The sequence below is a fragment of the Nocardioides gansuensis genome, assembly GCF_003076135.1.
Classification (GTDB): domain Bacteria; phylum Actinomycetota; class Actinomycetes; order Propionibacteriales; family Nocardioidaceae; genus Nocardioides; species Nocardioides gansuensis.
Window position 1 is genome coordinate 1 of record NZ_QDGZ01000001.1, and the last position, 25,329, is coordinate 25,329.

Below are 25,329 nucleotides of genomic sequence, written 5' to 3' on the forward strand. Positions count from 1 at the left end.
GGCTCATGTGCTGCTCCCGCCTGTGTTCGCTCCGGAGTGGACGTCGAGGCGGGCATTGCTACTACGAGCAGGGCAGTCCCTTCTTGGGCCACACCTCGTCACGGTGCCCGGCAGGCGGCAGACCGATGGCGAGCCACACCCGGAAACGGGTGGGCAGCCCAATAGAGAGCGAACCCGCCGGGCACCTGGACCGAGTCTGGCCAGACACCGGCCCTACGGGAATCGTCTAGTAGCCCAGAGTGTCGCATCGCCTAGGGCGAAGTGCTGCGTTTGCTGGTTCTATCGCCTTTGTAGCCTGTCGTGGGGCCGCAGAACATCCCGAAAGGCCGCCCGCTTGTGAGCGATGATCGGCAACGTGGCGCAGCGTGCCGTTACTCGGACCGGAGGTATTCGGCGAACCTCTCGGATTCCGGCTACCACCCCCAGCGGCTCTCGCTGAGGGACACCTGCCGGGCGACGCCGGCGACCGTTCGGAGGGCGAACTTCAACTTCCCCTCCTCGATCGGGTCGCTCGGGTTGCCCACGTCGTCGGCGAGGATGAGCTCGCGTGCCTTGAGGTCGTCGATGAGCAACTCGAACGCAGGTTCTGCCCGGCGGGCGTAGAACGACGCGAAGCTCGGATACTGGTTGTGCTTGCATAACCATCAGTGCCTGCCTGGTAACAGCCCTGCCGGTGTTCATTCGCCGGGAAGGGTGTCGCCCAAGGCGGCGGCCCGCCTCATGCCGCGATCGCGCGTGAAAGCGGGATCGGATTCGTCATCCGATGTCGCGTGGCGCCCGGGTCGAGCTCCCTCAGGAGAGCGCACTGATCGGGCTTCAGCACTCTGGTGTCAGGCTGCATGCAAGCGGCCAGCAAGCGACGACTTGGTTTGGGTTACCCCGGTCGCGCCCGCGCCCCTCACTATTCCTAGCGCAAGCGCGCGTGACCCTGGCCCGAGGCGAAGCGGCGGAGCCCGTCGAGGTCGGTCACAACGATCCTGCGGCGCATCGTCCTGATCAGGCCTCTGGTTCGTAGTGTCCCCAATCCTCGAACAGCCGAGTCGCGCGAGCAGGAGATCAGCCCTGCCAGCTCCTCCTGCGTCAACGGGAAGGCGACGTCGATGCCGGATTCGCCTGCCATGCCATACCGGTCGGCGAGCTCGATGAGATAACTTGCGAGACTGCGTCCCACGTCCATGGACGCGGAGGCCTCGCGACGACGATCCGCCGAGATCAACCGGCCGACCAGAACCCGCATCAGCGCCAGCGCCAAGGCGGGATGGGAGGTCAGCGCGGTCATGAATCTCTCTCCAGCGATGACCAGACAATCCAGTCTCTGGACGGCAACGTTGCCCGCCATCCGAACCGACGCGCCGCCCTCGATGATCTCGAACTCACCGAGGAGGTCACCCGGGCCTAACAACGACAGAACGACCTCGCGGCCCTCCGGAGTGTCGACGGTGACCTTGACCAGGCCCGAGATCACGAGGAACACCGTGTCGCTGTGATCCCCCTGCACGATCGGCCTGGCTCCTGCACGGAAGGTCCTGGGCTCACCGAGCGAAAGCAGGAACTCCCGGTCGGCCGTGTCGAGCATGCCGAGGAACGAGCGGTGGTCAACAGACGCCGCAATGGCCACCTGGTCAGCGTAGTAGTGCATCCGGAGGTTTCCGGGTTCAGTGCGTGCCAACCGATCCATGATCCGCACAGCCGCTGTCGAGAATCCACGCGGTCAGGTTGGGGGAGTAGTCGACTCCGTGACCTCCGTAGGCACCGGGTGGCACCCGATCTCGCCGGATGGCCACGACGCGGTCGCCGATGATGTACACCGCAGGGTTGGACTCGCGAGGTGACGAACCGGACTCATCTGATCGAGGGTGGGCTGCGACCGGTGCGGTCAGCATCGCGGCGCCGAGGGCAATCACAGCACCGACTGCTGCGGCAGACAGCCAGCGCGGACGAGGGTTCGGCTTCATCGTCATCACTCCTTGGCCTGGATGAATCCTGCGTTCTTGATGGCCAGAATGCGTGCGCCCCAACTCGGTGTCTGCCGCAAATGACGCGGACCGAGTGCGTCATTTCCGCCACTCGGCAGAACCGAAAGGCCAGGAGCCGTCAACAGTGCTGACAGACTCCTCAACAACGTCACCTAGAAGGGGTGTCCCTTCGAGCGAGTGCACCTGACGCCACCGAGGTGCGTCCTACCGCCGCGTGTGACTGTCAAGCGCGAGAGGCCACCCGGCCCGGCACTCCGGTCCGTTCGTCCCGCATGCGGAACCTCTGCAGGACCCTCGATCACGCTCGGAACTGCGCTTGGCCGTCGTCCCGCAGGGGATCCCTTGCGGGACGGCCTGCGCGGGGCACCTCCCACCGCGTCGCACGGCTGGGCGCCCCGCACGCCGGTTCCGTGACTGAAACTGCTGCGCCCACTCCAGAATGATGCCGTACCCCACTCAGAAAGACTTGGCGCCGTTCATCGGTGCCATTCCCAGGGGCCCGCCCCTGGTCCCGGCGCACATGGCTGGGCCTGAAGTCGTGGGGATCAGATGTCCGTATCGTGTGGATTGTGGATGCTGACCTACGCGCGGCCGTGGCCAAGTCGCACCTGCACGCGCTGGCACCCGACGTACTGGAAGGGCTGATGGCCGGGGCGGTTCGTACCAGGATTCCGGCCGGGTCGGTCACCCACCGGGAAGGCGAGCAGGGCGCGCACCTCGAGTTGGTGATCTCCGGTCTCGTCCGGGTCTTCGTCACCGCGCCGGACGGTCGCACCATGACCGTCCGCTACTGCCGGCCGGGCGCACTGATCGGCGTCGCGTCCTTGTTCGCGGCCGGGTTTGCGCTGCCGGCCGCGATCCAGCCGCTGGTGGACACCGAGGTTCTCAGGATGTCTTCGACCATGGCGCGCCGAATGGCGGAGCGTGATGTGCGGGTGGCACTGGCCTTCCTCGGCGAGCTCAGCGAGAGGGTCATGAGCTTCATCCACGAGATCCCCGGCAGCGCCTTCGCAACCGTGCGGCAGCGGGTGTCCCGGCACCTGCTCGACCTCGCCGTCCAGCGGGAACCGGGACGCGACCGCGGAACCCAGATCATCGTCCCGGTCAGCCAGCAGGAGTTGGCCGATGCCGTGGGGACGGTGCGCGAGGTCGTCGTGAGAGTGCTGCGGGAACTGCGCCAAGAGGGCCTAGTACGGACCGAGCGCGACCAGATCGTGATCCTCCACCCGGCACGGCTCGTGGCAATGCAGGGATGGAACCCAGGTTCCTGACAACCTCTGCCCCGCGGGCCGACACTCGGTCCATGATCACATCGACCAGGCCCCAGCAAGTCCTCCTCGAGCCGCTTGCCGTCGATGTGTTCGCGACGACGCTCCGCGGTGAGCTCATCCCCCCAGGTGACCCCAGCTACGAGCAACACCGCAGGGTCTGGAACGGCTCCATCGACCGGCATCCCGGTCTGATTGCGCGCTGCGCCGGCATCGCTGATGTCCGGTCGGCCATCCGGTTCGCCCGGGAGCAAGGGCTGCTGGTCGCCGTACGAGGTGGAGGGCACAGCTTTCCCGGTTACTCGGTCTGTGACGGCGGCATGGTGATCGACCTGTCCCTGATGAAGGGGATCCGGGTCGATCCCGAGGCTCGTACCGCGCGCGTCCAGGCCGGGGCGCTGCTAGGCGAGCTGGACCGGGAGACACAAGAGTTCGGGCTCGCCGTCACCACGGGCATCGTCACCCACACCGGCGTCGCCGGCCTGACCCTGGGCGGCGGCCTCGGTTGGTTGCAGCGCAAGCACGGGCTGATGATCGACAACCTGCTCTCGGTCGACGTGGTCACCGCGGACGGCGAGTTCGTGACGGCAAGCCAGTCGCGCAACGCCGACCTGTTCTGGGGCCTGCGCGGAGGCGGCGGCAACTTCGGCATCGCGACCGAGTTCGAGTTCCGGCTGCACCCGGTCGGGCCCGACATCTTCGCGGGGCCGGTCTTCTGGGCGATGGAGGATGCGCCGGAGGTGCTGCGGTTCTACCGCGACTGGATCGCGGATTGCCCAGACGAGTTGATGACGATCGTCGTGCAGCGGCGGGCCCCCGACCTGCCCGTCATCCCCCGCGACCTAGTGGGGCGGCACATGATCGCCGTTGTGGCCTGCCACGTGGGCACGGTGAACGACGGCGAACGGGTTATGCGCCCGCTGAAGTCCTTCGGCCGGCCGCTGCTCGACCTCTGCCAGCCCAAGCCGTACCTGGTCCACCAGTCGATGTTCGATCCCAGCTACCCGCACGGCTGGTGGTACTACGTCCGAGCCTGCGACGTCGCCGAGCTCACCAACGACGTGATCGACATCATGGCCGAACACGGCCGGCGGATCGTTTCACCGATCTCGAGTATCGGTCTGTGGCAGATGGGCGGAGCGGTCGCCCGCGTCCGCGACGAGGACACCGCCTTCAACGGCCGCGGAGCCGGCTTCACGTTCAACATCAACGGGAACAGCTACACAGCGGACGGCTTCGACGCCGAGCGAGAGTGGGCGCGCGACTACTGGTCGGCGCTCGCGCCGTACCACTCCAGCGTCTACGTCAATTTCCTGATGGACGAGGGCAAGGGGCGGGTGCGTGAGGCGTACGGGCCGGCGAAGTACGACCGGCTGACGACGCTCAAGCGCCGGTACGACCCCGACAACGTCTTCCGACTCAACCAGAACATCCCGCCCGCCCCCTGAGGCACGACCTCAGCCTGACACCTCCCGCCCCTCGCCGCCGGAGAATTTCCCCCGGGGCTCGATCAACTCCGACCTGCATTCTTGGTTAATCTCCAACACGCGTGGCTCGGCGTTCGCAGCGTCCTCATCGAGCACCTCAACACCAGCCTGCCCGGATCGGAGCCGTAGGAGAAGACAACAAGGTGCCGCGTATACCGTCCCGGAGACGCGGCAATGCATGTCCGCGACTACCGTCCGGTGCGCCCATATCACCGCCATTGGGCGTGGTAGAGGTGCCGGAGTCTGTTACTCGCTCCCCCGCTTTGCCTCGGACGGGTCTACGTGAACGAGCTACCGCCGATACCACAGGCGTCAGGATTTCGGACCCGGTTGACCGCACCGGAAACCGTCGATGCCTTAGGTCGATAAGGGCCTCATCCGGCCCCTTGCGGATGTTGACCGCGGTGAAGAAAACCACTCTTGCTGGAACTGCAAGAACGCTCGCCAGAGTGCACCCGATCCGGCGCCGAGTCTCGAGCCGCCCCTCGCATGCGTTGGGCCTCCAGCGCCCCGGGGGCGTAAGGAACTCCGCGTCAGTTCGCCACTGACTAGGTCCTTGCGTGACTAGGTCCTTGCGGCGCGGACACTCGGTGATCCAGTTGAGAGGGCAGGATCTGTTCGCGGTCCGACAGCGAAGGCCGCCACGCCCTCGGGGCCGAAGATTTCCACGACCGGTCCGTCCACCAGGAGACGCACCGGTCCTCCCCTGCAGGGCATAGTCCAGCGCTGCGAGTCGATCTCGACAGCCAGGACGTCGTCGTCGAGCTGGAGGTTTGCGCGGCCGATCCTGCGGGCTGTGCCGGGGGGCAGGGGCTCGGCGGCGAACGCGACAACGGGATGCGGCTCTGCGAGCAGCCGGTCGCCCTGCAAGCTGAGGACATGGGAGACCGAATGGGCTCCGGCCCAGCCTCGCTCGGGGTCCACGACGTCGCGGAGCCAGTGGAGCAGGCAGGGCCGGCCGTCGTTATCTGTGAAGGCCGAGCCTGCGTAGTGACCGGGTCCGTAGGTCAGTCGGCGCCACGCCCTAGGCATGAATTTCCCGTCGACCAGGTCTCCCACGGCGTACGCCTCATAGCGGGTCTGGTGTTCCGCCCACACGGACACGACCAGCACCCAGGCGCTCCCGACTTGGAACAGCTGCGGGCACTCCCAGACTGTGCCCGTCCACACCGGGTCAACGCTGCTGCTCGGCCGGGACGCAAGGACGCCGACGTAACTCCACGTATCAAGGTCCGGCGAGGTCCAGCTCAGCGCCAGGGCCGTGCCGTCGGGCGTGCCTGCGCCGACAAGCATCCGCCACTGGTGACCGTCATGCAGCACATACGGATCGCGGAAGGCAGCAAGTCGTAGGCCCTCGGGCGGTGCTGCGACCGTGGCCTCCTTGTGCCACACGTTCCAGGAAGGGTCGGCGGGACGTGCCGCTCTCACGACGCCGATCTGCGGGTGGTCGACTCGTACGGCCGTGTAGAACATGCGGCCGTCACCGGAGTCGGTGCGCACGACGCTTCCCGACCAGATGCCACCGTCGATGTCATCTGGCGACAGGACGACCTCGTGCTCGGTCCAACGCAGGAGGTCGTCGCTGACGGCGTGGCCCCAGTGCTGTTCGGGTGCCCAGCTCACTTGCCCGGGAAGGTGCTGGAAGAACAGGTGGTAGCGGCCGTCGTGCCAGGTCACGCCGTAGGGATCGTTGATCCAGCCACTGGTCGGCGTGAAGTGGAAGCGTGGGCGGTTGCTGCCGCTCACACTGACTCCCGGATGATGATCGGGCATTCGATGACGTGGCGAAGCAGTCCTGGTGGCTCACCGGTGTCGATCCCGAGCAGCACCTGGACGGCGCGCACGCCGATCTCGTAGTGGGGAAGCGCCACGGTCGTCAGTGGGGGCCGGAGATGACCGGAAATGATCTCCTGGTTGTCGAATCCCACGACCGCCATGTCCGTCGGCACTCGGAGGCCCCGCTCACGCAGGGCGTCGTACAGGCCCATGGCAACTCGGTCGTTGTAGCAGAACACCGCCGTGGGCCGCTGTTCAATCTCGACCAGCTTGTCCCCTGCAATCGAGCCGCTCTCTTGGTGGCTCCCCAGTGTGAGGACCAGGTTCTCGTCGAATGGGATGCCGGCGGCCTCCAATGCGATGCGGTACCCCTGGAGTCGGCCCTTGGTCGCTGGGGCGTCCTCGACGGAGTTTACGAACGCAACCCGGCGGTGTCCGGCGGCGAGCAGCACTTCGGTCGCAGTCCGCCCGCCTTGGACCTCGTCGGGAACCACGCACGGCGCGACCGCGCCCTCCGCATAGCAGTTTGCCAGCACCACCGACGCGTTCCCTAGGGATGGGGGCAGCTCCACTTCCCGGTGGTAGTAGGTCGAGTAGAGAATGCCGGCGACCTGGTGCTCGAGCAGCATGCGCAGCGCCTGCACCTCGACCTCGGGTTCCTCGTCGGTGTTAGTCACCAGCAGTACGTAGCCGTGCCGCCAGGCCTCATCCTGCGCGCCCTGGATCAGCTGGCCGGCGAAGGGTGTGGTTGCGATGGCGTCGGCTACCACCCCGATGAAGCGTGAGCTGCCAGAGCTCAGGCTCTTGGCCAGCGCATTGGGTCGGTATCCCAGCTCGCGGACAGCGGCCCAGACCCGCTCGCGTGTGGCGGCGCTGATCCGCATGGCGTGCTTGTTGTTGATGACGAACGAGACCGTGGCCGAGGAGACCTCGGCCAACCTTGCTACGTCGGCGATAGTTGCGCGGCGGGTGTGGTGACCGTCCTGGGCCTTGCCACTCCCCGACGATTCAGCGTTCGTCATCGCCTCCACCCTCCCATGCGGCGTCCGGGGACATGTTGGATCATCCTTTGGTCGCACCGCTCTCGAGGCCGTAGATGATCGCCTTGTTCAGCACCAGGAAGATGAGCAGCAGGGGCGTGACGGTGACACACACTGCCGCGAACGTCGCCGTCCAGTCCATCGATCCCATCGCGCCCATGTAGTTCTGCAACCCCAGGGGGATCGTCTTCAGGTTCTCGCTCAGCACGAAGGTGTTGGCAAATACGAAGTCGTTCCAGATGAAGATGCTGTTGACGAACACCACCGTGATGACGGTGTTGGACGACAGCGGCGCGGTGATCTGCAGAAAGATCCGATACGGCCCGGCACCGTCCAGCTCCGCCGCCTCGTAGGTCTCGCGCGGAATGTAGGAGTAGAAGGACGAGAAGAGGTACACCGACATCGGCAACGAGAACCCGGCCAACGGCAGGATCATCGATTGATAGGTGTCAAGCAGGCCCACCCGTGAGTAGGTGATGAAGAGCGGCACGAGCGCGACGTGCACCGGCACGATGATGCCGATAAGGAACAGGCCCAGGACCACCTTGCTGCCGCGGAACCCGAGCACGGTCAGGGCATAGGCCGCCATCATCCCCAGGCCCACGATGAGCACGTTCGACACGACGGTCACGACCAGGCTGTTGATGATGAAGGTCGGCAGCGGCGCCATCTCCCACGCGCGGCGGTAGTTCTCCAGCGTCAGGTCCGTGGGCAGCGAGAATGGGTTGCCCGCCGCGAATTCACCGGCTGGCCGGAGGCTCGTCAGGAAGACCCACACCAATGGGTAGATCTGCACCAGAACGATGGCAGTGACCAGCGCCGGCGCTGCTCGGCGCGCCACGTGGAGACGCCTGCGACCGGCCGGCACCGGCACGCGTGTCTCGCTCCGCAGGGAGGCTGAGGGGGCGACCTGGACGCTCACGATGCATCCCTTCCGGTGCGGCGGACACCAAGAATGAGGGCGACCGCGACGATGCACTGCAGCACGATGAAGACTGACAACGTGCTGGCATAGCCGAAGTCAGTGTTCGTGAATGCCGTCTTGTACATGTAAGTCGTCAGGAGCTCCGACGCGTGACCGGGGCCGCCGTTGGTGAGCAGGTACGGGATGTCGAATCCGCGGAGGCTGTACGTCGCGGCCATGATGGCCGTGGTCAGGAACACCGGCCGGATGTAGGGAAACCGGATCTGGGTGAAGACCCGCCACTCTGAGGCGCCGTCAAGCCTCGCGGCCTCCTCGAGCTCTTTCGGCACGGCGATCAGCGCGGCGTACAGGATGAGCATGTACAGACCCGCGAACCGCCATCCCTCCGGCGCGGAGACGGCCACCAGGACGGTGTCCAGGTCCGACAAGAAGGGGCGCTGCAGGACGTCGAGGCCCACGGCCCCGAGTGCTGCGTTCACGAGGCCGAGCGGCTCCAGCGAGTAGATGCGACGGAACATCAACGCGATCGCCACCGTCGAGACGATCGCCGGCAGCAGGTAGACCGTCTTCACCAGCTCGCGCCCACGGCTGATGTACGTCAACAGGTTGGCCAGCATGAGCGCCACGACGAGCTGGAAGAAGAGGCTGACCGCCAGGTAGACAAGCCCGTGACCGGTTGCGGTCCAGAAGATGTCGTCGCTGAAGAGCATCTGTCGGTAGTTGTCCAGTCCAACAAAGCGCATGTCCGACAGTCCGTCCCACTCGAACAGGCTGAGAACGAGTGAGTACAGGATCGGTCCGACGACAGCGAGAAGGTACAGCCCGAGCGGCGGCAGTAGGAACACGACCACGGCAGTTCGCTGCTTGGTCCTGAGCATCGTTTTCGTTCCCTTCGGGATCGAGGCGTAAGGCGTACGCTCCGGCGTCTGGGGCGGGCGAGTTGCGGTCGCCCGCTCCAGACGTCCGTGAGCCGGGCGAGCTATTCCGCGTTCTCCTTGATCGTCTCGTCGACGATCGTCAGGAACTCCTCCGCCGTGATCTCACCTTGGGCAAGGAGGGTCAGCTCCTGCTGCAGGCGGGTGTTGGACGTGGGATCGAGCTGCGTGTCCCACGGCATGGCGGTCTCGTCGCCGAGATTGTCCAGCTCCGCGACCACCTTGTCGTACAGCGGCGAGGCACCCTCAGGCTTCGTCGTCTCCACATTCGTCGTCGGACTGAACCGGCCCTGCGCGGCGTAACGCTCCGGGTACTCCTGCAGCACGTAGGTGACGAAGTCCTTGACGAGCGGGTCGAAGGTGCGGGAGCTGAGTGCCGTGCCGATACCGGAGACGACGGTGTAGTCGTTGTCGTCGGTCACGGCACCGTCGACGGTGGGCAGCGTGAAGTAGTCCACGGCTCCCTCGGTCTCAGGGGGCAGTGGCCCCGCCAGCGTCGGCAGCTCCCAGGTGCCGATCTGGTAGATCGCTGCCTTCCCCGTCGTGAACAGGTCGCGTGCGTCGGTGTAGCCGGTTGACGAGAAGCCCTCGGGGAAACAGCCCGCCTGGCCAAGCTCGTAGATCCACTCAGCAGCGGCCCGGCCGGGCTCCTCGGTGATCGACGCCTCCCCCTTCTTCAGCTCCTTGACGTAATCCGGCCCGGCAAGGCGGAACGGGTAGTAGGACAGGTAGCGCTCCAGCGGCCACTGGTCCTGGCCATCCAGAGCTATGGGGACCACCCCTGCGTCCCGCAGCGGGCCACAGACATCCACGAGGTCGTCGAGCGTCGCGGGAACCTCCACGCCGGCCTTCTCGAAGAGCTTGGTGTTGTACCAGAAGAACTCCGCCTCGAACTCGAAGGGCAACATGAACAGGCCACCGTCGTCGAAGCGCTGGTAGTCAAGGGCGAGCGGCCGATAGTCGTCGAGCATGTCGAGCGACTCCAGCAATGCCTCGACGTCGACCATGTCACCCCGCTGCCGCAGCTTGTCGGCGAACGGCGTGGCGTCGGTGTCGAAGAAGTCCGGCAGCTTGTTGGCGGTGGCGAGGGTCTCGAACTTCTGCAGGTATGAGGGCCTGTCGGGCGTCGTGATCAGGTTCAGGGAGAAGCCCGGATGCTCCTCGGCGTAGTCGGCGGCGATCTCCTCGATCGTGGCAATGACCGCGCCATCGGCGGGGCGGGACAGCAGCCACGAGACCTCGCGCGGCTCGATCTCCCCCGTGACCTTGCTCGGATCGGTCTCCCCGCCCGCTCCCGCCCCATTGCAGGCCGAGAGGGCCAGGGCCATCGCGGCCGCCAGCGCCCATCGCGTGTGCTTCATGTCGTTTCCTCCATCAGTTCTCTCACAAGTGGCACGCCGGGTCGGCGCGTAGACCGGGTCAAGGGGCGCAGCCGCACGCTGACGTCCGTGAAGGTCGCCTGACCCTCGGTGACGAACAGCCCGAGCCCGCCGTCGCGTCGGTCGTACATGCGGCCGCTCATGGCGACCCGTTCGTCCAGGTAGGCGACGAAGGCGGTGCCGTCGACCAGCACCTCCAGCCGATGGGTGCCGGGCGTCAGGTCCGCGGCACGTTCCAGCTCAAGGACCTGCGGCACATCGCCGCCGATCTGCCACTGAGCCTCACCTGTGTGCTGCCGCGGCCAACGGTCGAATGTGATTCGCCCGTCTCGTGGTTCGAGCCGGACCGCGTAGCCCTCGTCGCCATCGTCGCTCGCGCGGAGAAGGACCCCCACCGCACTGGTTCCCGCGGCGACTTCGATGTCAGCCGAGAGCAGGAACTGGTCCGGCAAATCTTCTGCGACCGCGCAGGCGTGTCCGTCCGGCACCGACACGCGCAATCCCTCGTCGTGGCTGGACCATGCCCCGAGCACAGCCGTGAACCCCACTTCGACCGTCTCGGTGAACGAGTCCCTGATCGTCGCCGGGAGACGAAAGTCGAGCGTCCCGTCCTGGCGCTGGACGACCTGATGGACGGCCAGCTCTCCCGCCCACTCCCAGGCTCCGTCATCGCTGAGACCGAGCCGTGTCGGTATCCAGCCGAAGGCATACCGGACACCCCGCTCGTCGGCCGCTGTCTTGGCAGCATAGAAGGCGCGGGCATCGACGGAGCCGTCGCTTCCGGGAGGAAGCTGCCACGGGCCGAGGGGGCTGTGGCTCATTCGGTAACGAGTGGTGAAGCGCTCGGAGAACTCCGAGTACACCAGGTACCACCACTCACCCATCGAGAAGACGTCCGGACACTCATGGGTGACGTACAGGGCCGGATCCCAAAACGGCTCGGTCACCTCCCAGTTGTGCAGGTCCCAGGACACGCACTGGGCGATGAGGCCTCGTCGACGGCTGGGACCCGTCAGGTGCCGAGAGGCGATCAACATTCGCCATGGGCCCTGCGGATCCGGCCGGAACACGAACGGGTCGCGCCAGTCGGCCAGGTCATACCGGTCGGCCGGCGCCGTGAAGGTGTCCTCCGGCTGCTTCACCCACGTCGCCATTCCATCGTGGCTGATCGCGTGCATGACGACCTGGCGCGGGACGCCGGTGCGCTCGTCGAGGATCTTCGGGTTCTGCCCGGTGTAGAAGAGATGATGCTTGCCATCGGCCTCGACGATGCTGCCGGTGTAGGCGTTGAAATCGTCCGCCGCCGCGTCGCCATTCGCGAGTCCCGTGCCTGCCTCGACGAAGTCGACGAAGTCCCCGGTTCGCACCAGCCGCCACGGCGTTCCCTCACCCGGATGCCGATCCAGCAGGTAGTACAACCAGAACTCGCCGTCATGCCAGAACGGAATGACGTCGCCGACGAAGCCGTCCTGCGGCGAATAGAAGACCTGCTTGCCCTGTAGTGGCACGAGTGACGCCTCTCTGCTTAAGCGCTTTAGTTAACCGCTTAAGCAGACGATAGGGCCCCTCTCGTGTGACGTCAAGCACACAGGCTCCACAGCCGTCGCCGTGCTCCTCGGAAGCAACGGCACGTCGCACGGGGTCCGTCCCTCGTGGCAGCCAGGAGCTCTCCTCACCCTCACGCAGGCCCAGCTCGTCCCATGGGGCGGACCCACTGAACCCGTCTGCCACATCGACCGATGAGCGTGCCGCCCGTTTACGCACGGACGTGCCGCCCATGACCGCGCGCTTAGCACCGCGTCTATCCACCGCCATGGGGCGTGGGTGAGATGCCGGGATCTAGTACGCCGCTCCCCCTGCTGCCAGCGTCGATCTGCACGGGAGAGCTGCCGCCGAAGAACAGGCATCAAAGTTTTGTGGCGCCGGTTGATCGCACCGGAACCCGTCGACGCCTTAGGTGGATGGGGGCCTCATGCGGCTTACTTGCGGATGTTGACCGCAGTGAAGAAATCCACTGCAGGCTGTGATGGTCGCGTTCACATCGGCTGTCGTCACACTGATGCCGGGCGCCTTCAGGTGGTACATGCTCGGTCTAATTCATGCCGGCCTGATCGCAGCCGGCATGCACCTAATGCACTCGGCTTTCCTCGCGCACGACCGAGAAGCCCTCTGGCACGTCCGCGGTGCCTGGGGCGAGGACAACACCCGCAGCGGGCTGCAGCGCGCGAAACGGAGGCGCTTGACCTGGGGCTGGGTCGACAGCATCAGCCTCCAAGCCGGCGACCTCGACCACGTCGTGATCGCTCGGCGAGGTGGGCTCGTCGCGCTCGACTCGAAGTGGCGGAACGAAGTGACGGCACATGACACCGCCGACATGGCGCATGCCGCCCGCAAGGCAAAGACCAGAGCCGAGGGACTGGCGCGGACGCTACTGAAGAACGAACGCGGCGCCCGACACCGCGCCAATATCCCGTCCCTTACCGTCACACCCGTGGTCGTGCTGTGGGGCAGCTCATCGGACCGTGCCCGACGACGCCGTCATCGAAGGCGTCAGGTTCGTGTCCGGTCGACAGCTCCTGAAATGGCTGGGCGAACTGGACGGTCCCGTAGTCCCAAAGGACGCTGCCCTGGATGCGCTGGAGCGCCTAGAGAAGTACCGCGCATCAGCCGTGGCAGGCCGGAGTTGGCAGCTCGGTCCTGCTTTGTGGATTCGCTTGACGATCCGCCTTTTTGGGAGGGCGCGAGGCGCCCATTCCGCCTCCTGTCGGTGCCGCTGTACGCAGATTGTCGTTACCGGCGAATCAGCGTTCGCAGTGGCGGTCCAGTTCCGCAGCGCACCGGTCGCGGCCTTGATGGCCGTCCGCCCTGTCGCGCCCTCGGTTACCCAACAGAGTGTCGGGTCCAGGATTGCCTTTCAACGTGTCGTTGCCTCCGTTGCCCCGCAGGAGGTCTCGACTGGCGCCGCCCTCCAGTTCGTCGTTGCCCGCGCCTCCGAGCATCAGATCCGCGTCGGCGCCGCCCTGCAGGAGGTCGTTGCCGCGGTTGCCTGCCAGACGGTCGTGCCCGCCTCGTCCGCGGATCTTGTCGTCGCCCTGGCCGCCGGACAGGCGGGACTTCGTTTCGCACTCGAAGATCAGCGTGTCGTCGCCGGCGTAGGGATTGGAGATGATCCTGTCATCGCCGCCCGCGCCGTCGATCCGGAGGCTGCACCCTCGCACGGCCAGATAGTTGTCGTCGCTGTTTCCACGCAGCACCGCGCCGGGTGCCTGCACGTGGGCGAAGTGGAAGCCCGTGATCTCGGCAGCGGGAACGCCGTCAACGACCACCTGCCCGTCCAGCTCGACTGTGACGTCCCGGTCCGTGCTTCGCACTCCAATGAAGTCGACACCGGAACCCCTGTAAGAACCCGTGACACTTCCGGCGGGCCCGGTGATCTCGAGGGTCATACCGTTGGAACCCCCTGCTGCATCAAAGGTGTCATCTGCGCCATTGGCGGAGACGCTGTCCAGTCCGGGCGATCCGAGGTAGCGGTCGACTCCCAGACCCAGGTCAGCGGCAGTCCTTCGAGCGGTCGACGCGGAGGCGTCAACGACGTCGTCGCCTGGTCCGGTGTCCACCCAGATCTGGTCGGCAGCCGAGGGCGTGACGCACACCAAGTCGTTCCCGGCATGGGTGTAGGCCACGGTGGAGGTCCCGGTGACGATCACGTCGTCCCCGTCGGTGCCCTGGATGTCAGCGCCGGTGCCCACGATCGTGGCCGGCCTGCCTTGGCAACTCTCACCGACCGCCGTGGCAGGCGCCCACATCAGCAGCGCTCCGCCGAAGAGCGTGATGACTACAAGGGCGGTTGAACGCTGGTGCACGATTCCTCCCGGCTGAGCTGCCCTTCGAAGTCGAGGGAGTCGAGGAGCAGCATCTCGACCACGCTACCGACGAACTGATCAATCTCCCGGCTTGTGACGCATGGAACTCCGCACTGGTTGTTGGCGCGGTGTGCGTTACTTCGCCGCGTGAGAATCCCGGATGTCTCAGCGCTCTGCGGCCGCGTGCTCTCGCGCACAGGCAATGACCGCGGTCAGGTCGAGGCCGTACGCCGGACCGTGGCCAGCGTCGTACTGTTCGACTCGGGCCGCACCTCGCTCGAGGAGTCGGGCAGCTCCGGTGCTATTACCGCGGGCGGCGTGCGTCAGGCCGACACAGACCTGCGCGAGACCTTGCCACAAGTCGCTTTCCTCGTCCGGACCAGCCTTCCAGCGGGCCTCCAAGACCTCATGCGCAGCGAACGGCCGGCCTTCCTGCACGAGCTTCCGGGCCAGGTCCACTGTCTCCACCGGCGGCAGCGCCTCTTCCGGGACCGGCTCGACGCCGGCAGCCCCATAGGGCAGCGGGCGGCCAAGAGCATCCCGAGGGCGTGCCTGCCGTGGCCGACCAGCATCGTCCCGGTCTCGGCCCCGAGCGCCGGTCACTGCGGGCACCCACCCGCAGGGCCTCGACCAAGTACCGTCGTCATTCATCCATGGTAGGTGGCGGCCAGCTCAGCACGGCCAAGGGCAACGAATCGGAAGACCACGTCAACTGGTCTTGAGGTGCGTCAATTCGCCGCGAGACGACCATGGGCGGGAGCGAATCTAGAACTGGGGCGCATGACTCGTCGAACCTCCCGCTCCTCGTGACAGTTCGGCTCGCCACCAGGTGCCGCTCTCGATCCGTTCGACGCCCCGCAGGATGAGGCCGCCGCTCGCAAACTCCTCGAGCTCTGCACGGGTCAGCGGCCACGGCGGTCCCTTCACCTCGGACCCTTCGTCCCGTGTGGTCGCGAGGACCAGCAGAGTGCCTTCTGGAGCCACTAGAGCGGCTATGTTCTGCGCGGCTGCCGTGTGCTGCTCAGGCGGCATCGACTGCACGGTAAGACTCTCTACAACCAGGTCGAACCTACGATGCCACTCACGCGGAAGGTCCAAGACGTCGGCAACGAGGTAGTTCACCTTGCTGGCGGGATACTTTCGCCGCGCTGCAGCAATCGCGGTCGGCGCGAAGTCAAAGCCCGTGGTGCGAAATCCCAACCGCGCTAGGAACTCGGCGTCGGCGCCGTAGCCGCATCCCACCACCAGCGCCTCGCGGTCCCCGCCCGCTAGGTCTCGCGCCTCGGCCCACTCCACGAGCTGTGGACGAGGGGCGCCGTAGTCCCAGGGCGGCTTGGCTTCACCGGCCTCCGCGCCTGCGTAGATCGCCTCGAACATGCTGGAGGGCTCGCCCGTCACGATTCGAGGCTACCGACCACGCTGGACCCGCGGTCCCCAGTCGACCATGACGACGGAGCATGATCACTCGGCTCGCAGTCCCGGCCAGACGCGACGTTCCGAGGCGAGCTGGACACAGGATTTTTCGGATGAGCGAGTTCGTTGCCGCCCCGCGTTCCCGGCGGCCGGCGTGGGATGGTGGAGGCGATGAGACGACACCAGCACGTCACAGCCAGCGGGGTGCGCTGGCCGCAGAGCGAGCGGCTGCGCCGGCGTCAGCGGTGGTACTTCGCCCTGATGGGCGTTTGCCTGGTGCTGATCCTGCTGGCCTGGAACCTGGTCCGGTTGTGGTCGACGACGGCAGCCGTGGTCATGTCAGTCGTCGCTGCTGTGCTTCCACCGATCGCCGTGGTCATTGCCAACTGGGGCGAGGACCGCTGACGACGAGCGTGGCGGTCGTCATGCGCCGGGGTGCCGACCGAGAGGCGACTCGGCCGGCGCCTCGGAACTAGACGCGCTGCGACGTGCGTTGCGGCATCCGGACCTAGCGCGATCCGCTCGCCACCAAGGTGCCCCGTTCCGCCGCCTTTCGGCGCGGTCTCCGGTCAGTCCACGGACCACGGGCTGCACACTTGAACCGTGCCGCTGTTCGCCGAGGTCCTCAAGCGCAGAGTTGTGATCCTCGACGGCGGGATGTCCAACGCCCTGGAGGACCGAGGTCACGATCTCTCCGACGACCTGTGGACCGCGCGGCTGCTCCGTGATGACCCCGCTGAGATCGTCGCTGTGCACCGCGCGTACTTCGAGGCGGGCGCCGACGTCGCGACGACGGCGAGCTACCAGGCCAGCATGCCCGGCCTGATCCGCGCCGGTCTCTCCGATGAGGCCGCGGCCGGACTGATCCGGAGCAGCGTCCACCGTGCCCGGGAGGCGGCGGAAGCGGTCGCCGCGTCGACCGGTCGGGAGCTGCTGGTCGCAGCCTCGGTCGGGCCCTACGGTGCCGCGCTGGCGGACGGCTCTGAGTACCGCGGCAGGTACGGCGTCTCCGCGGCCACCCTCCGCGACTTCCACGCGCCGCGGCTCGAGCTCCTCGCCTCGGCGGCTCCGGACCTACTGGCGGTCGAGACCATCCCAGACCTCGACGAAGCCGAGGTCCTGGTGCCGCTGCTGGACGCGCTCGGCGTGCCGGCTTGGTTCTCCTACTCCGTCAGCGGCGGCGAGACGCGCGCGGGGCAGCCGCTGCTCGCGGCGTACGAGGTCCTCGCCGGGAGTACGGCGGTCGTCGCCGCCGGGGTCAACTGCTCCGCGCCCGCCGACGTCCTCACCGCCGTCGAGACGGCGGTCTCGGTCACCGGGAAGCCAGGTGTCGCCTATCCCAACCGCGGCGAGGCGTGGGACGCCCGGTCGCACTCCTGGGCGGGGCAGGGAGCGTTCGACCCCGCGCTCGCTACCACCTGGGTGGAAGCGGGGGCACGTCTGATCGGCGGCTGTTGCCGGGTCGGACCCGCGGACATCGCGCGACTGGCGACGACGCTCCTACGCTGATGGCATCAAGAGTCGGCGCGTCACAGCGCCGCCTATGACTGTCAAGCCGTAGAGGGGCGTCGGTCCGGCGTGGCCGTGCTCGGTTGCCCCGTTGAACCGGGCTCCCCTCTCCCCCGCTTTCGCACACACTGCAGGGGAAGCGGCTGCAGGCCAACATGGGCAGTGTGCAGCTCCACGCTCAAAGCGTGGGGCTAGGTCTCGCCAGACAACATCACCGCCCGATTTCGCCCACGCGGTGCGTCCAACCGCTGCGAGTGCGGCGGCTCGCCACACCCGTCGACGAGCACCGCTCGGCGTGTTCCTGAGCTGAGCCGGCAACCGTTGTCATCGGGGCCACGTGCGCAACTCGCGACGACGTGCCCGAGGTGATCGACGGAGCCGAGGCCCTGTCCCTCCCAGCGCCGTCCCGCGGGCCAACGCGCGTGCACCCCTGAGGGTGCACGTCGATTCGGAGATCGCCGTCATCTGTCCAGAAAGTTGCCGTGGAGTGATCGCCCAATGCCAGCACTTCGACTTAGGTGACTGGAACGAGCCCACAACCACACCAGGAGGGCCACGCCGCAGCAACGGCGCCAACCGAACATCGTGAGGCACTCCAAGCCCCCGGCGACACAGCGTTCGGCCGGAATGGACGAAGCCCCGGATCCGAGGACCCGGGGCCAGTCACTCACGTGCGCGAGGGGGGAGTTGAACCCCCACGTCCTTTCGGACACACGGACCTGAACCGTGCGCGTCTGCCTATTCCGCCACTCGCGCGTGAAGCGTGGGCAACGTTATCCCACGACGTCGGCGACTTCCCAATCACTGCCTCGAGTCTCGACACGCTCGCTCCGCCCGCTGCTCAACCGGCGAAACCTCGATGCCCCCGCTGACAGTACGATCGGGCGGGACCACCGGGGCGGACCAGTCGACGAGGAGGTGCGCGTGAACGGGCTTCAACGCTTCGAGCACAGGCTCGAGCAGCTGATCAGCGGCGTGTTCGCACGAGCCTTCCGCAGCGCGGTGCAGCCGGTCGAGATCGCGGCCGCCCTGCAGCGCGAGTGCGACAACAACGCGCAGATCCTCAGCCGGGACCGGCGGCTGGTCCCCAACGACTTCCACGTCGAGCTGTCCGACGTCGACCTCGAGCGGCTGCGCGACTACGACTCGGCACTCCAGAAGGACCTCGCCGACCAGCTGCAGGACCACGCCGAGCAGCAGGGCTACGTCTTCCCGGGCCCGGTGTCCATCGCGCTGGAGGCGGCCGACGACCTGACCACCGGCCGGTTCCGGATCCGCAGCCGCGCGCTGGCGCAGGTCACGGACAACGACCAGCGCACCAGGGCGCGGGCGGCGTCCGCGTTCCTCGAGGTCAACGGGACCCGCCACCCGCTGCGCCCGCCGGGCCTGGTGGTGGGCCGCGGCACGGAGGCCGACCTGCGCATCAACGACCCCGGCGTGAGCCGCCGCCACGTGGAGTTCACCGTGGAGGGCGAGACCGTGCACGTCGTCGACCTGGGCTCGACCAACGGGATGGCCGTCGATGGCGCCAAGACCACCCGAGCGAGGCTCAGGGACGGCTCGACCGTGAAGATCGGCCACACCGAGATGACCGTCCGGCTCGAACGAGGTGGCGATGTCTGAGCTGACGCTCTTCCTGATCCGCTTCGCCTACCTCGCGATCCTGTGGATCTTCGTCCTCTCGGCGATCTCGGTGATCCGGTCCGACATGTTCGGCGCCCGGGTGCCCGAGACCGCGCGGGGCGCGGCCCCCAAGCCCGCGGCCCGCGGCAAGGGCAAGTCGCCCAGCCGGCGCCGCGGGTCCCCGACCCACCTGATCGTGGTGGAGGGGGAGAACTCCGGCGCCCGCGCCGAGCTGGCCGACGCGCCCCTCATCATCGGTCGCGGTGCCGACGCCGCGATCAAGCTCGACGACGACTACGTCTCCACGCGACACGCCCGAGTCGCCGCCAGCGGCGAGGAGTGGTTCGTGGAGGACCTCGGCTCCACCAACGGCACCTACATCGGGTCCGTGCGGATCACCCAGCCGACCACGATCGGCCTCGGCGTGCAGGTGCGCATCGGCAAGACCGTCCTCGAGCTGCGGAAGTAGGCACCCGGACATGACCGAGCTCCGTCTGCAGTACGCCGCGATCAGCGACGTCGGGCGAGTGCGCCGGGACAACCAGGACTCGGGCTACGCGGGCCCCTGGCTGCTGACCGTCTGCGACGGCGTGGGCGGTGCGGCGCGGGGCGACCTCGCCTCCAGTACGGCGGTCCAGCAGCTCCGCCGCCTCGACACCCAGCCCAGCGACGACGTGCTCGGCCAGGTCGCCGGAGCGATCCACCGCGCCGACGACCGGATCGGCGAGCTGGTCGACGAGGATCCGTCGATCAGCGGCACCAGCACCACCGCGACGGTCGCGCTCTTCGACGGCACGAAGTTCGCCTTCGGCCACCTCGGCGACAGCCGCGCCTACCTCCTCCGCGACGGCGAGCTGCGCCAGCTCACCCACGACCACACCTTCGTGCAGAGCCTCATCGACGAGGGGCGCATCAGCGAGGAGCAGTCGCGCACCCACCCGCACCGCAACCTGATCCTCAAGGCGCTCGACGGTGTCCGGCACGAGGAGCCCGACCTCTTCGAGGTGCCCGCCCGGCTGGGCGACCGGGTGCTGGTGTGCAGTGACGGCGCCTCGGGCTTCCTCGACGACCTGCGCATCGCCGACATCCTCGGCACCGGCACTCCCGACTACGCCGCGGTCGAGCTGGTGCGCGCGAGCCTCGAGGCCGGCAGCACCGACAACGTGACCTGCGTGGTGGCCGAGGTCGTCGACACCGAGCCCGATCCGTCGCTGCAGCCGCTCCTGGTCGGCGCCGCGGCCGAGCTGCCCCGCCGGATGCCGCTCTCCGGCGGGGTGGGCGGGCTGTTCCGCGGCCACCGCTCGGGCGACACCGGCGAGATGGAGCCGATCCCCGACGACATCCCTGCCGACGTGCACGCCATCCCGGCCGACCCGATCGACCCGGAGACCGCCCGCTACGCGCCGCGTCCCCCCGGCCGACACCCGCGGCTCAAGCGGGTGATGGTGCTCGCCCTGCTCGGTGGCCTGGCCTGGGTGGCGCTCGCCGCGGCCTGGACCTGGAGCCAGCAGCAGTTCTACGTCGGCGTCCACGACGGCCAGGTGGCCATCTTCCGCGGTGTCAACGCGGAGATCCCGGGCATCCCGCTCTCGCACCCCTACGAGACCACCGACGTCGCCGTCGACAACCTCAGCGAGATCTACGCCGAGCAGGTCACCGAGGGCATCGAGGCCACCGACCTCGACGACGCGCGCGCCACGGTCGACAACTACGCAGCTCTCCAAGAGACGACGCAGTGACCCAGACCGGCTCCCTGATGGACTTCGTGCACCGACGGCGTCGGGGCGCGGAGCTGTTCCTACTGCTCCTCGCCCTCGTCGTCGGCATCGGCGCCTATGCCGCCGTGGGCCTCGGGGTCGAGGGCACCATTCCCGCCGACATCGCGGCGTACGGCGGTTGGCTCACCGCCCTGGTGGTGGCGGCCCACATCGCGGTGCGGCTCACGGCGCCGTACGCCGACCCCGTGCTCCTCCCGCTCGTCGCGGCCCTCAACGGCCTCGGCCTTGCGGTGATCCACCGGCTCGACCTGGCCTACGAGGCCAAGGGCCGCGACAACCACGACTTCGCCCAGCAGCAGCTGATCTGGATGACGCTCGGGGTGGTGCTCTTCATCGGCACGCTGTTCTTCCTGCGCGACCACCGGACGCTGCAGCGGTTCACCTACACCTCGGGGCTCGCCGCGGTTGTGCTGCTGCTCCTGCCGTTCCTGCCGTTCCTCGGCCGCGAGATCAACGGCGCCAACATCTGGATCTCCTTCGCCGGCTTCAGCTTCCAGCCCGGCGAGGTCGCCAAGGTGCTGCTGGTGATCGCGTTCGCCGGCTACCTCGTGCTCCACCGTGACGCGCTCGCCCTCGCCGGCACGCGGGTCCTGTTCGTCGACCTGCCGCGGGGACGCGACCTCGGCCCGATCCTGGCGATGTTCGCCATCGCCATGATGGTGCTGGTCTTCCAGAACGACCTGGGCTCCTCGCTGCTGTTCTTCTGCCTCTTCCTGGCGATGCTCTACGTCGCGACCGAGCGCCCCGGCTGGCTGGTGGTCGGGGGGCTGCTGTTCGCGGGCGGCGCGACCGCGGCGTACTTCGCCGTCGGCAACGTGCGCAACCGCTTCAACTTCTGGCTCGACCCGATGGCCTACTACGACCAGAGCCCGGGCAGCGGCCAGCTGGTGGAGTCGATGTTCGGGATGGCGTGGGGCGGGCTGATCGGCCGCGGCTTCGGCAACGGGATGCCCGACCGGGTGCCGTACGCCGAGTCCGACTTCATCCTCTCCGCCATCGGCGAGGAGCTCGGCCTGACCGCGGTGATGGCCGTCATCGTCTGCTACGGCCTGATCGTCGAGCGCGCCCTGCGCATCGCGCTGATCTCCCGCGACGGCTTCGGCAAGCTGCTCGCCGTCGGCCTGGGCAGCATCTTCGCGCTGCAGGTCTTCGTCGTCATCGGCGGCGTCACCGGCCTGATCCCGCTGACCGGCCTGACCACCCCGTTCCTCTCCTACGGCGGCTCCTCGCTGGTGGCCAACTGGGTCGTCGTGGCCCTGCTGCTGCGCATCTCCGAGCAGGCCCGCCGGCCGGTGCCCCGGCTCGAGGAGCCCGAGCCCGACAGCGAGACCACCCAGGTGGTGCGAGTCCTGTGAACAAGCCGATCCGCACGATCGCCGTCTTCTGCCTGCTGCTGTTCCTCGCACTGCTGGGCAACGCGACCTACCTGATGTACGTCGACGCCGGCGACCTCAACGCCGACGCCAAGAACCGCCGGGTGATCACCGCCGCGTTCTCCCGCGAGCGCGGGGCGATCCTGGTCGGCAAGGAGCCGGTGGCGCGCAGCGTGCCCTCGGACGACGAGTACGACTTCCAGCGCCGCTATCCCAAGCCGTTCATGTACGCCCCGATCACCGGCTTCTTCTCCTACTACAGCCAGTCCGGCATCGAGCGCTCGCAGAACGACGTGCTCTCCGGCGACGACTCGCGCCTCTTCGTGACCCGGCTCGTCGACATGCTCAGCAACGCCGAGCCCAAGGGCGGCAACGTCGAGCTGACCCTCGACCCCGAGGCGCAGCAGGCGGCCTGGGACGGCCTGCAGGCGCTGCCGGGTGACGCCCGTGGCGCCGTGGTGGCCCTGGAGCCGACGACGGGTCGCGTGCTCGCGATGGTCTCCAACCCGACGTACGACCCGAACGTGCTGGCCTCCCACGACTTCTCCGCCGTCACCAAGGCCTACGAGCAGCTGGAGGCGGACTTGGCCGACCCGCTCATCAACCGCGGGATCGGCACGACGCTGCCGCCCGGCTCGACGTTCAAGCTGGTCACCGCCGCGGCGGCGATCGAGTCGGGCAACTACGACGCCAGCTCGATGGTGCCCGGCGGCTCGTCCTTCCAGCTGCCGCAGTCGACGTCGCGGATCGGCAACCACGACGGCGGCAACTGCGGCGGCAACCGGATCACCCTGACCCAGGCGATGCAGGTCTCCTGCAACGTCACGTTCCTGACCCTGGCCAACGAGCTGGGCATCGAGAAGATGACCGCGCAGGCCGAGGCGTTCGGCTTCAACAGCACGGCGCTGGAGGACCTCGGCGGCCAGGCCCGGTCGCTCTACCCGCCGACGATGGACCCGCCGCAGACCGCGATGTCGGGCATCGGCCAGGCGTCGGTGACCGCGACCCCGCTGCAGATGGCGATGGTCGCCGCGGGCATCGCCAACGGCGGCACCGTGATGCGCCCCTATCTCGTCGACGAGGTGCGCGCCCCCAACCTCGACGTGCTCGACCAGAGCCAGCCCGAGGAGCTCTCGCAGGCCGTCTCGCGGGCGACCGCCGACGAGCTCACCGACATGCTGGTCGCGACCGTGGAGAGCGGCACGGCGACGCCCGCGCAGATCCCCGGCTACCAGGTCGCCGGCAAGACAGGCACGGCCCAGTCGACGCCGGACCGCCCGCCGTACGCCTGGTTCGTCTCCTTCGCCCCGGCCGACGACCCGCGGGTCGCCGTGGCGGTGATGGTGGAGGCGAGCGAGACGGCGCGCGACGAGATCGCCGGCGGCACGCTCGGCGGCCCGATCGCGAAGGCCGTGATGGAGGCGGTGATCACCCCGTGACCCCCCTCGCGCCCGGCGTCTTCGTCGACGACGCGCAGCGCTACGAGCTGGTCTCGCGGATCGCCACCGGTGGCATGGGCGAGGTCTGGCGGGCCACCGACACGGTGCTGCACCGAGACGTCGCGGTGAAGCTGCTCAAGGCGGAGTATGCCGACGACTCGCGCTTCCGCACCCGCTTCGAGACCGAGGCCCGGCACGCCGCCTCGCTGCACCACCCGGGCGTCGCGGCCGTCTTCGACTTCGGCGAGGCCTCCCCCGTGGCCGGCTCCACCACCCCGGTCCCCTACCTCGTGATGGAGCTCGTCGACGGCCAGCCGCTGTCGGTGCTGCTCCGGCCGTCGGCGCCCATGGACGCCACCGCGGTGCGTGACCTGCTCGCGCAGGCGGCCGAGGCTCTCGGCGTCGCCCACGCGCGTGGCCTGGTGCACCGCGACGTCAAGCCGGCCAACCTGATCGTCACGCCCGACCGCCGGGTCAAGGTCACCGACTTCGGGATCGCCCGCGCCGCCGAGGGGATGGCGCTCACCGAGACCGGCCAGGTGATGGGCACGCCGCAGTACATCTCCCCCGAGCAGGCCGAGGGCCACCGCGCCACGCCGGCCTCCGACGTCTATTCGCTCGGCGTCGTGGCCTTCGAGTGCCTCGCCGGCCGGCCGCCCTTCTCGGCCGAGACGCCGATCGCCACCGCCATCGCACACGTGCGCCAGCCGGTCCCCGACCTTCCCGCCAGTGTGCCCGCCGACCTGGCGGCGGTGGTCCAGCGGGCCCTGTCGAAGGCGCCGGGGGAGCGGTACGCCGACGGGTCGGCCTTCGCGGCTGCGCTGCGCCAGCCCGCCGCCGTGGCGGCTGGAGGACTGGAGTCGTCTGGTCCAACGGAGTCGAGACCCACCACCGTGCTCCCCGCCGCGCCCGTCACCCGAGCGGAGCCGGCCGATCGAGCGGAGTCGGTCGGTCGAACGGAGTCGGTCGGTCGAGCGGAGTCGGTCGGTCGAGCGGAGTCGAGACCACCGTCACGGCGCACTCCCATGGCCTGGCTACCGTGGGTCGGGATCGCCCTGCTGCTGTTGATCGCCTTCGCCGTCTGGCAGGGCGTCATCGCCGGCCGGGACGACCCGGGCGACGACAACACGCCGCAGCAGCCGACGCAGTCACAGTCGCCGACCGAGACGCCGACCGAGACGGCGACCGAGACCCCGGAGTCCCCGTCTCCCACCACGGAGGAGCCGGCGACGGTCGACGTCGACCCGGACGCCTACGTCGGCCGCGACCACAAGGACGTGGAGAAGGAGCTCGAGGAGCTCGGCCTCCTGGTCGACGAGGTGGAGATCGAGAACCCGGGCGACCAGGGCGAGGGCCTCGTGGCGTCGGTGGAGCCGACGGGACAGGTCGAGGTGGGCTCCACCGTGACGGTCACCTACTACGGCAAAGCGCCCGACGACAGCTCCGGCGAGGGGTCCGAGGGGGAGGGCGAGGGCGACGGCAGCTCGGGCAACGAGGGCCAGGGCAACGGCCAGGACCAGGGCCAGGGCAACGACGAGTGAGTGA

General features: G+C 68.0%; 21 protein-coding genes and 1 tRNA gene. 10 read left to right on the forward strand and 12 right to left on the reverse strand.

Features of this window, described 5'->3' with window-relative positions; translation table 11 throughout:
* Nucleotides 1-413: 413 nt before the first annotated feature.
* Both DDE18_RS22700 and DDE18_RS00005 read right to left on the reverse strand, forming a co-directional pair.
* A complete protein-coding gene (locus DDE18_RS22700; protein ID WP_165820955.1) occupies nucleotides 414-572 on the reverse strand; it encodes a hypothetical protein in 159 nt (52 codons plus the stop codon).
* 335 nt (nucleotides 573-907) lie between these two features.
* Nucleotides 908-1,618: a Crp/Fnr family transcriptional regulator gene (locus DDE18_RS00005; RefSeq protein ID WP_165820956.1), complete on the reverse strand. Its 711-nt coding sequence runs from the start codon at nucleotides 1,616-1,618 to the stop codon at nucleotides 908-910.
* 951 nt (nucleotides 1,619-2,569) lie between these two features.
* Here DDE18_RS00005 and DDE18_RS00010 point away from each other — a divergent pair.
* Both DDE18_RS00010 and DDE18_RS00015 read left to right on the forward strand, forming a co-directional pair.
* On the forward strand, nucleotides 2,570-3,247 hold the full coding sequence (locus DDE18_RS00010; RefSeq protein WP_133241106.1) for a Crp/Fnr family transcriptional regulator: 678 nt from the start codon (nucleotides 2,570-2,572) through the stop codon (nucleotides 3,245-3,247).
* Between the two features lie 32 nt (nucleotides 3,248-3,279).
* Nucleotides 3,280-4,692, forward strand: a complete 1,413-nt coding sequence (locus DDE18_RS00015) for an FAD-binding oxidoreductase (protein WP_116570209.1) — start codon at nucleotides 3,280-3,282, stop codon at nucleotides 4,690-4,692.
* Nucleotides 4,693-5,295: 603 nt separating this feature from the next.
* Here the strand turns inward: DDE18_RS00015 and DDE18_RS00020 are convergent.
* The 9 genes from DDE18_RS00020 to DDE18_RS00060 all read right to left on the reverse strand — a co-directional run bounded on the left by DDE18_RS00020 (nucleotide 5,296) and on the right by DDE18_RS00060 (nucleotide 16,047).
* Complete coding sequence (locus DDE18_RS00020; RefSeq protein ID WP_165820957.1) at nucleotides 5,296-6,477, reverse strand: glycoside hydrolase family 32 protein; 1,182 nt, start codon at nucleotides 6,475-6,477, stop codon at nucleotides 5,296-5,298.
* Nucleotides 6,474-7,529 carry a LacI family DNA-binding transcriptional regulator gene (locus DDE18_RS00025; protein WP_116570934.1) on the reverse strand — a complete coding sequence of 352 codons (1,056 nt, stop codon included), beginning with the start codon at nucleotides 7,527-7,529 and terminating at the stop codon, nucleotides 6,474-6,476. The genes DDE18_RS00020 and DDE18_RS00025 overlap by 4 nt, the downstream gene beginning before the upstream one ends.
* Before the next feature lie 40 nt (nucleotides 7,530-7,569).
* Complete coding sequence (locus tag DDE18_RS00030; protein ID WP_170313251.1) at nucleotides 7,570-8,469, reverse strand: carbohydrate ABC transporter permease; 900 nt, start codon at nucleotides 8,467-8,469, stop codon at nucleotides 7,570-7,572.
* Entirely contained in the window at nucleotides 8,466-9,350 is an 885-nt protein-coding gene (locus tag DDE18_RS00035) for a carbohydrate ABC transporter permease (protein ID WP_116570211.1), read from the reverse strand. Before DDE18_RS00035 ends, DDE18_RS00030 begins: the two co-directional genes overlap by 4 nt.
* 101 nt (nucleotides 9,351-9,451) lie before the next feature.
* Entirely contained in the window at nucleotides 9,452-10,768 is a 1,317-nt protein-coding gene (locus DDE18_RS00040) for an ABC transporter substrate-binding protein (RefSeq protein WP_116570212.1), read from the reverse strand.
* Nucleotides 10,765-12,294, reverse strand: coding sequence for a GH32 C-terminal domain-containing protein (locus DDE18_RS00045; RefSeq protein ID WP_116570213.1), 1,530 nt, complete (start codon nucleotides 12,292-12,294; stop codon nucleotides 10,765-10,767). Before DDE18_RS00045 ends, DDE18_RS00040 begins: the two co-directional genes overlap by 4 nt.
* A 1,293-nt stretch (nucleotides 12,295-13,587) precedes the next feature.
* A complete protein-coding gene (locus DDE18_RS00050) occupies nucleotides 13,588-14,649 on the reverse strand; it encodes a calcium-binding protein (protein ID WP_133241107.1) in 1,062 nt (353 codons plus the stop codon).
* Nucleotides 14,650-14,814: 165 nt separating this feature from the next.
* The gene (locus DDE18_RS23535) at nucleotides 14,815-15,117 is read right to left on the reverse strand and encodes a DUF309 domain-containing protein (RefSeq protein WP_245916361.1); all 303 of its coding nucleotides are present in this window, start codon (nucleotides 15,115-15,117) and stop codon (nucleotides 14,815-14,817) included.
* A 297-nt stretch (nucleotides 15,118-15,414) separates the two neighbouring features.
* The gene (locus DDE18_RS00060) at nucleotides 15,415-16,047 is read right to left on the reverse strand and encodes a class I SAM-dependent methyltransferase (RefSeq protein ID WP_211754335.1); all 633 of its coding nucleotides are present in this window, start codon (nucleotides 16,045-16,047) and stop codon (nucleotides 15,415-15,417) included.
* A 186-nt stretch (nucleotides 16,048-16,233) separates the two neighbouring features.
* On the opposite strand from DDE18_RS00060, the gene DDE18_RS00065 reads away from it, so the two are divergent.
* Both DDE18_RS00065 and mmuM read left to right on the forward strand, forming a co-directional pair.
* A complete protein-coding gene (locus tag DDE18_RS00065; RefSeq protein ID WP_116570937.1) occupies nucleotides 16,234-16,467 on the forward strand; it encodes a DUF3099 domain-containing protein in 234 nt (77 codons plus the stop codon).
* A 198-nt stretch (nucleotides 16,468-16,665) separates the two neighbouring features.
* Entirely contained in the window at nucleotides 16,666-17,571 is a 906-nt protein-coding gene (mmuM, locus tag DDE18_RS00070; RefSeq protein WP_245916362.1) for a homocysteine S-methyltransferase, read from the forward strand.
* Between the two features lie 672 nt (nucleotides 17,572-18,243).
* On the opposite strand, the gene DDE18_RS00075 is transcribed toward mmuM, so the two are convergent.
* Nucleotides 18,244-18,327: transfer RNA gene (locus tag DDE18_RS00075), tRNA-Leu, on the reverse strand.
* A gap of 168 nt (nucleotides 18,328-18,495) precedes the next feature.
* Between DDE18_RS00075 and DDE18_RS00080 the strand changes: the two genes are divergently transcribed.
* Genes DDE18_RS00080 through DDE18_RS00105 form a run of 6 tightly spaced genes read left to right on the forward strand, consistent with a single transcriptional unit; the run spans nucleotide 18,496 to nucleotide 25,325 of the window.
* Nucleotides 18,496-19,194 carry an FHA domain-containing protein gene (locus DDE18_RS00080; protein WP_116570216.1) on the forward strand — a complete coding sequence of 233 codons (699 nt, stop codon included), beginning with the start codon at nucleotides 18,496-18,498 and terminating at the stop codon, nucleotides 19,192-19,194.
* Nucleotides 19,187-19,663 carry an FHA domain-containing protein FhaB/FipA gene (locus DDE18_RS00085; RefSeq protein WP_116570217.1) on the forward strand — a complete coding sequence of 159 codons (477 nt, stop codon included), beginning with the start codon at nucleotides 19,187-19,189 and terminating at the stop codon, nucleotides 19,661-19,663. The genes DDE18_RS00080 and DDE18_RS00085 overlap by 8 nt, the downstream gene beginning before the upstream one ends.
* 10 nt (nucleotides 19,664-19,673) lie before the next feature.
* Nucleotides 19,674-20,933, forward strand: coding sequence for a PP2C family protein-serine/threonine phosphatase (locus tag DDE18_RS00090; protein WP_116570218.1), 1,260 nt, complete (start codon nucleotides 19,674-19,676; stop codon nucleotides 20,931-20,933).
* Nucleotides 20,930-22,327, forward strand: coding sequence for an FtsW/RodA/SpoVE family cell cycle protein (locus DDE18_RS00095; protein WP_245916363.1), 1,398 nt, complete (start codon nucleotides 20,930-20,932; stop codon nucleotides 22,325-22,327). The genes DDE18_RS00090 and DDE18_RS00095 overlap by 4 nt, the downstream gene beginning before the upstream one ends.
* Nucleotides 22,324-23,784, forward strand: coding sequence for a peptidoglycan D,D-transpeptidase FtsI family protein (locus DDE18_RS00100; protein WP_116570219.1), 1,461 nt, complete (start codon nucleotides 22,324-22,326; stop codon nucleotides 23,782-23,784). The genes DDE18_RS00095 and DDE18_RS00100 overlap by 4 nt, the downstream gene beginning before the upstream one ends.
* Complete coding sequence (locus DDE18_RS00105; protein ID WP_116570220.1) at nucleotides 23,781-25,325, forward strand: serine/threonine-protein kinase; 1,545 nt, start codon at nucleotides 23,781-23,783, stop codon at nucleotides 25,323-25,325. The genes DDE18_RS00100 and DDE18_RS00105 overlap by 4 nt, the downstream gene beginning before the upstream one ends.
* The last annotated feature ends 4 nt before the right edge of the window (nucleotides 25,326-25,329 follow it).

Excerpts from the sequence above, each read along its gene's own strand:
- DDE18_RS00015 (WP_116570209.1), top strand. The coding sequence starts at position 3,280 with ATGATCACATCGACCAGGCCCCAGCAAGTCCTCCTCGAGCCGCTTGCC.
- DDE18_RS00025 (WP_116570934.1), bottom strand. The coding sequence starts at position 7,529 with ATGACGAACGCTGAATCGTCGGGGAGTGGCAAGGCCCAGGACGGTCAC.
- DDE18_RS00035 (WP_116570211.1), bottom strand. The coding sequence starts at position 9,350 with ATGCTCAGGACCAAGCAGCGAACTGCCGTGGTCGTGTTCCTACTGCCG.
- DDE18_RS00040 (WP_116570212.1), bottom strand. The coding sequence starts at position 10,768 with ATGAAGCACACGCGATGGGCGCTGGCGGCCGCGATGGCCCTGGCCCTC.
- DDE18_RS00065 (WP_116570937.1), top strand. The coding sequence starts at position 16,234 with ATGAGACGACACCAGCACGTCACAGCCAGCGGGGTGCGCTGGCCGCAG.
- DDE18_RS00085 (WP_116570217.1), top strand. The coding sequence starts at position 19,187 with ATGTCTGAGCTGACGCTCTTCCTGATCCGCTTCGCCTACCTCGCGATC.
- DDE18_RS00090 (WP_116570218.1), top strand. The coding sequence starts at position 19,674 with ATGACCGAGCTCCGTCTGCAGTACGCCGCGATCAGCGACGTCGGGCGA.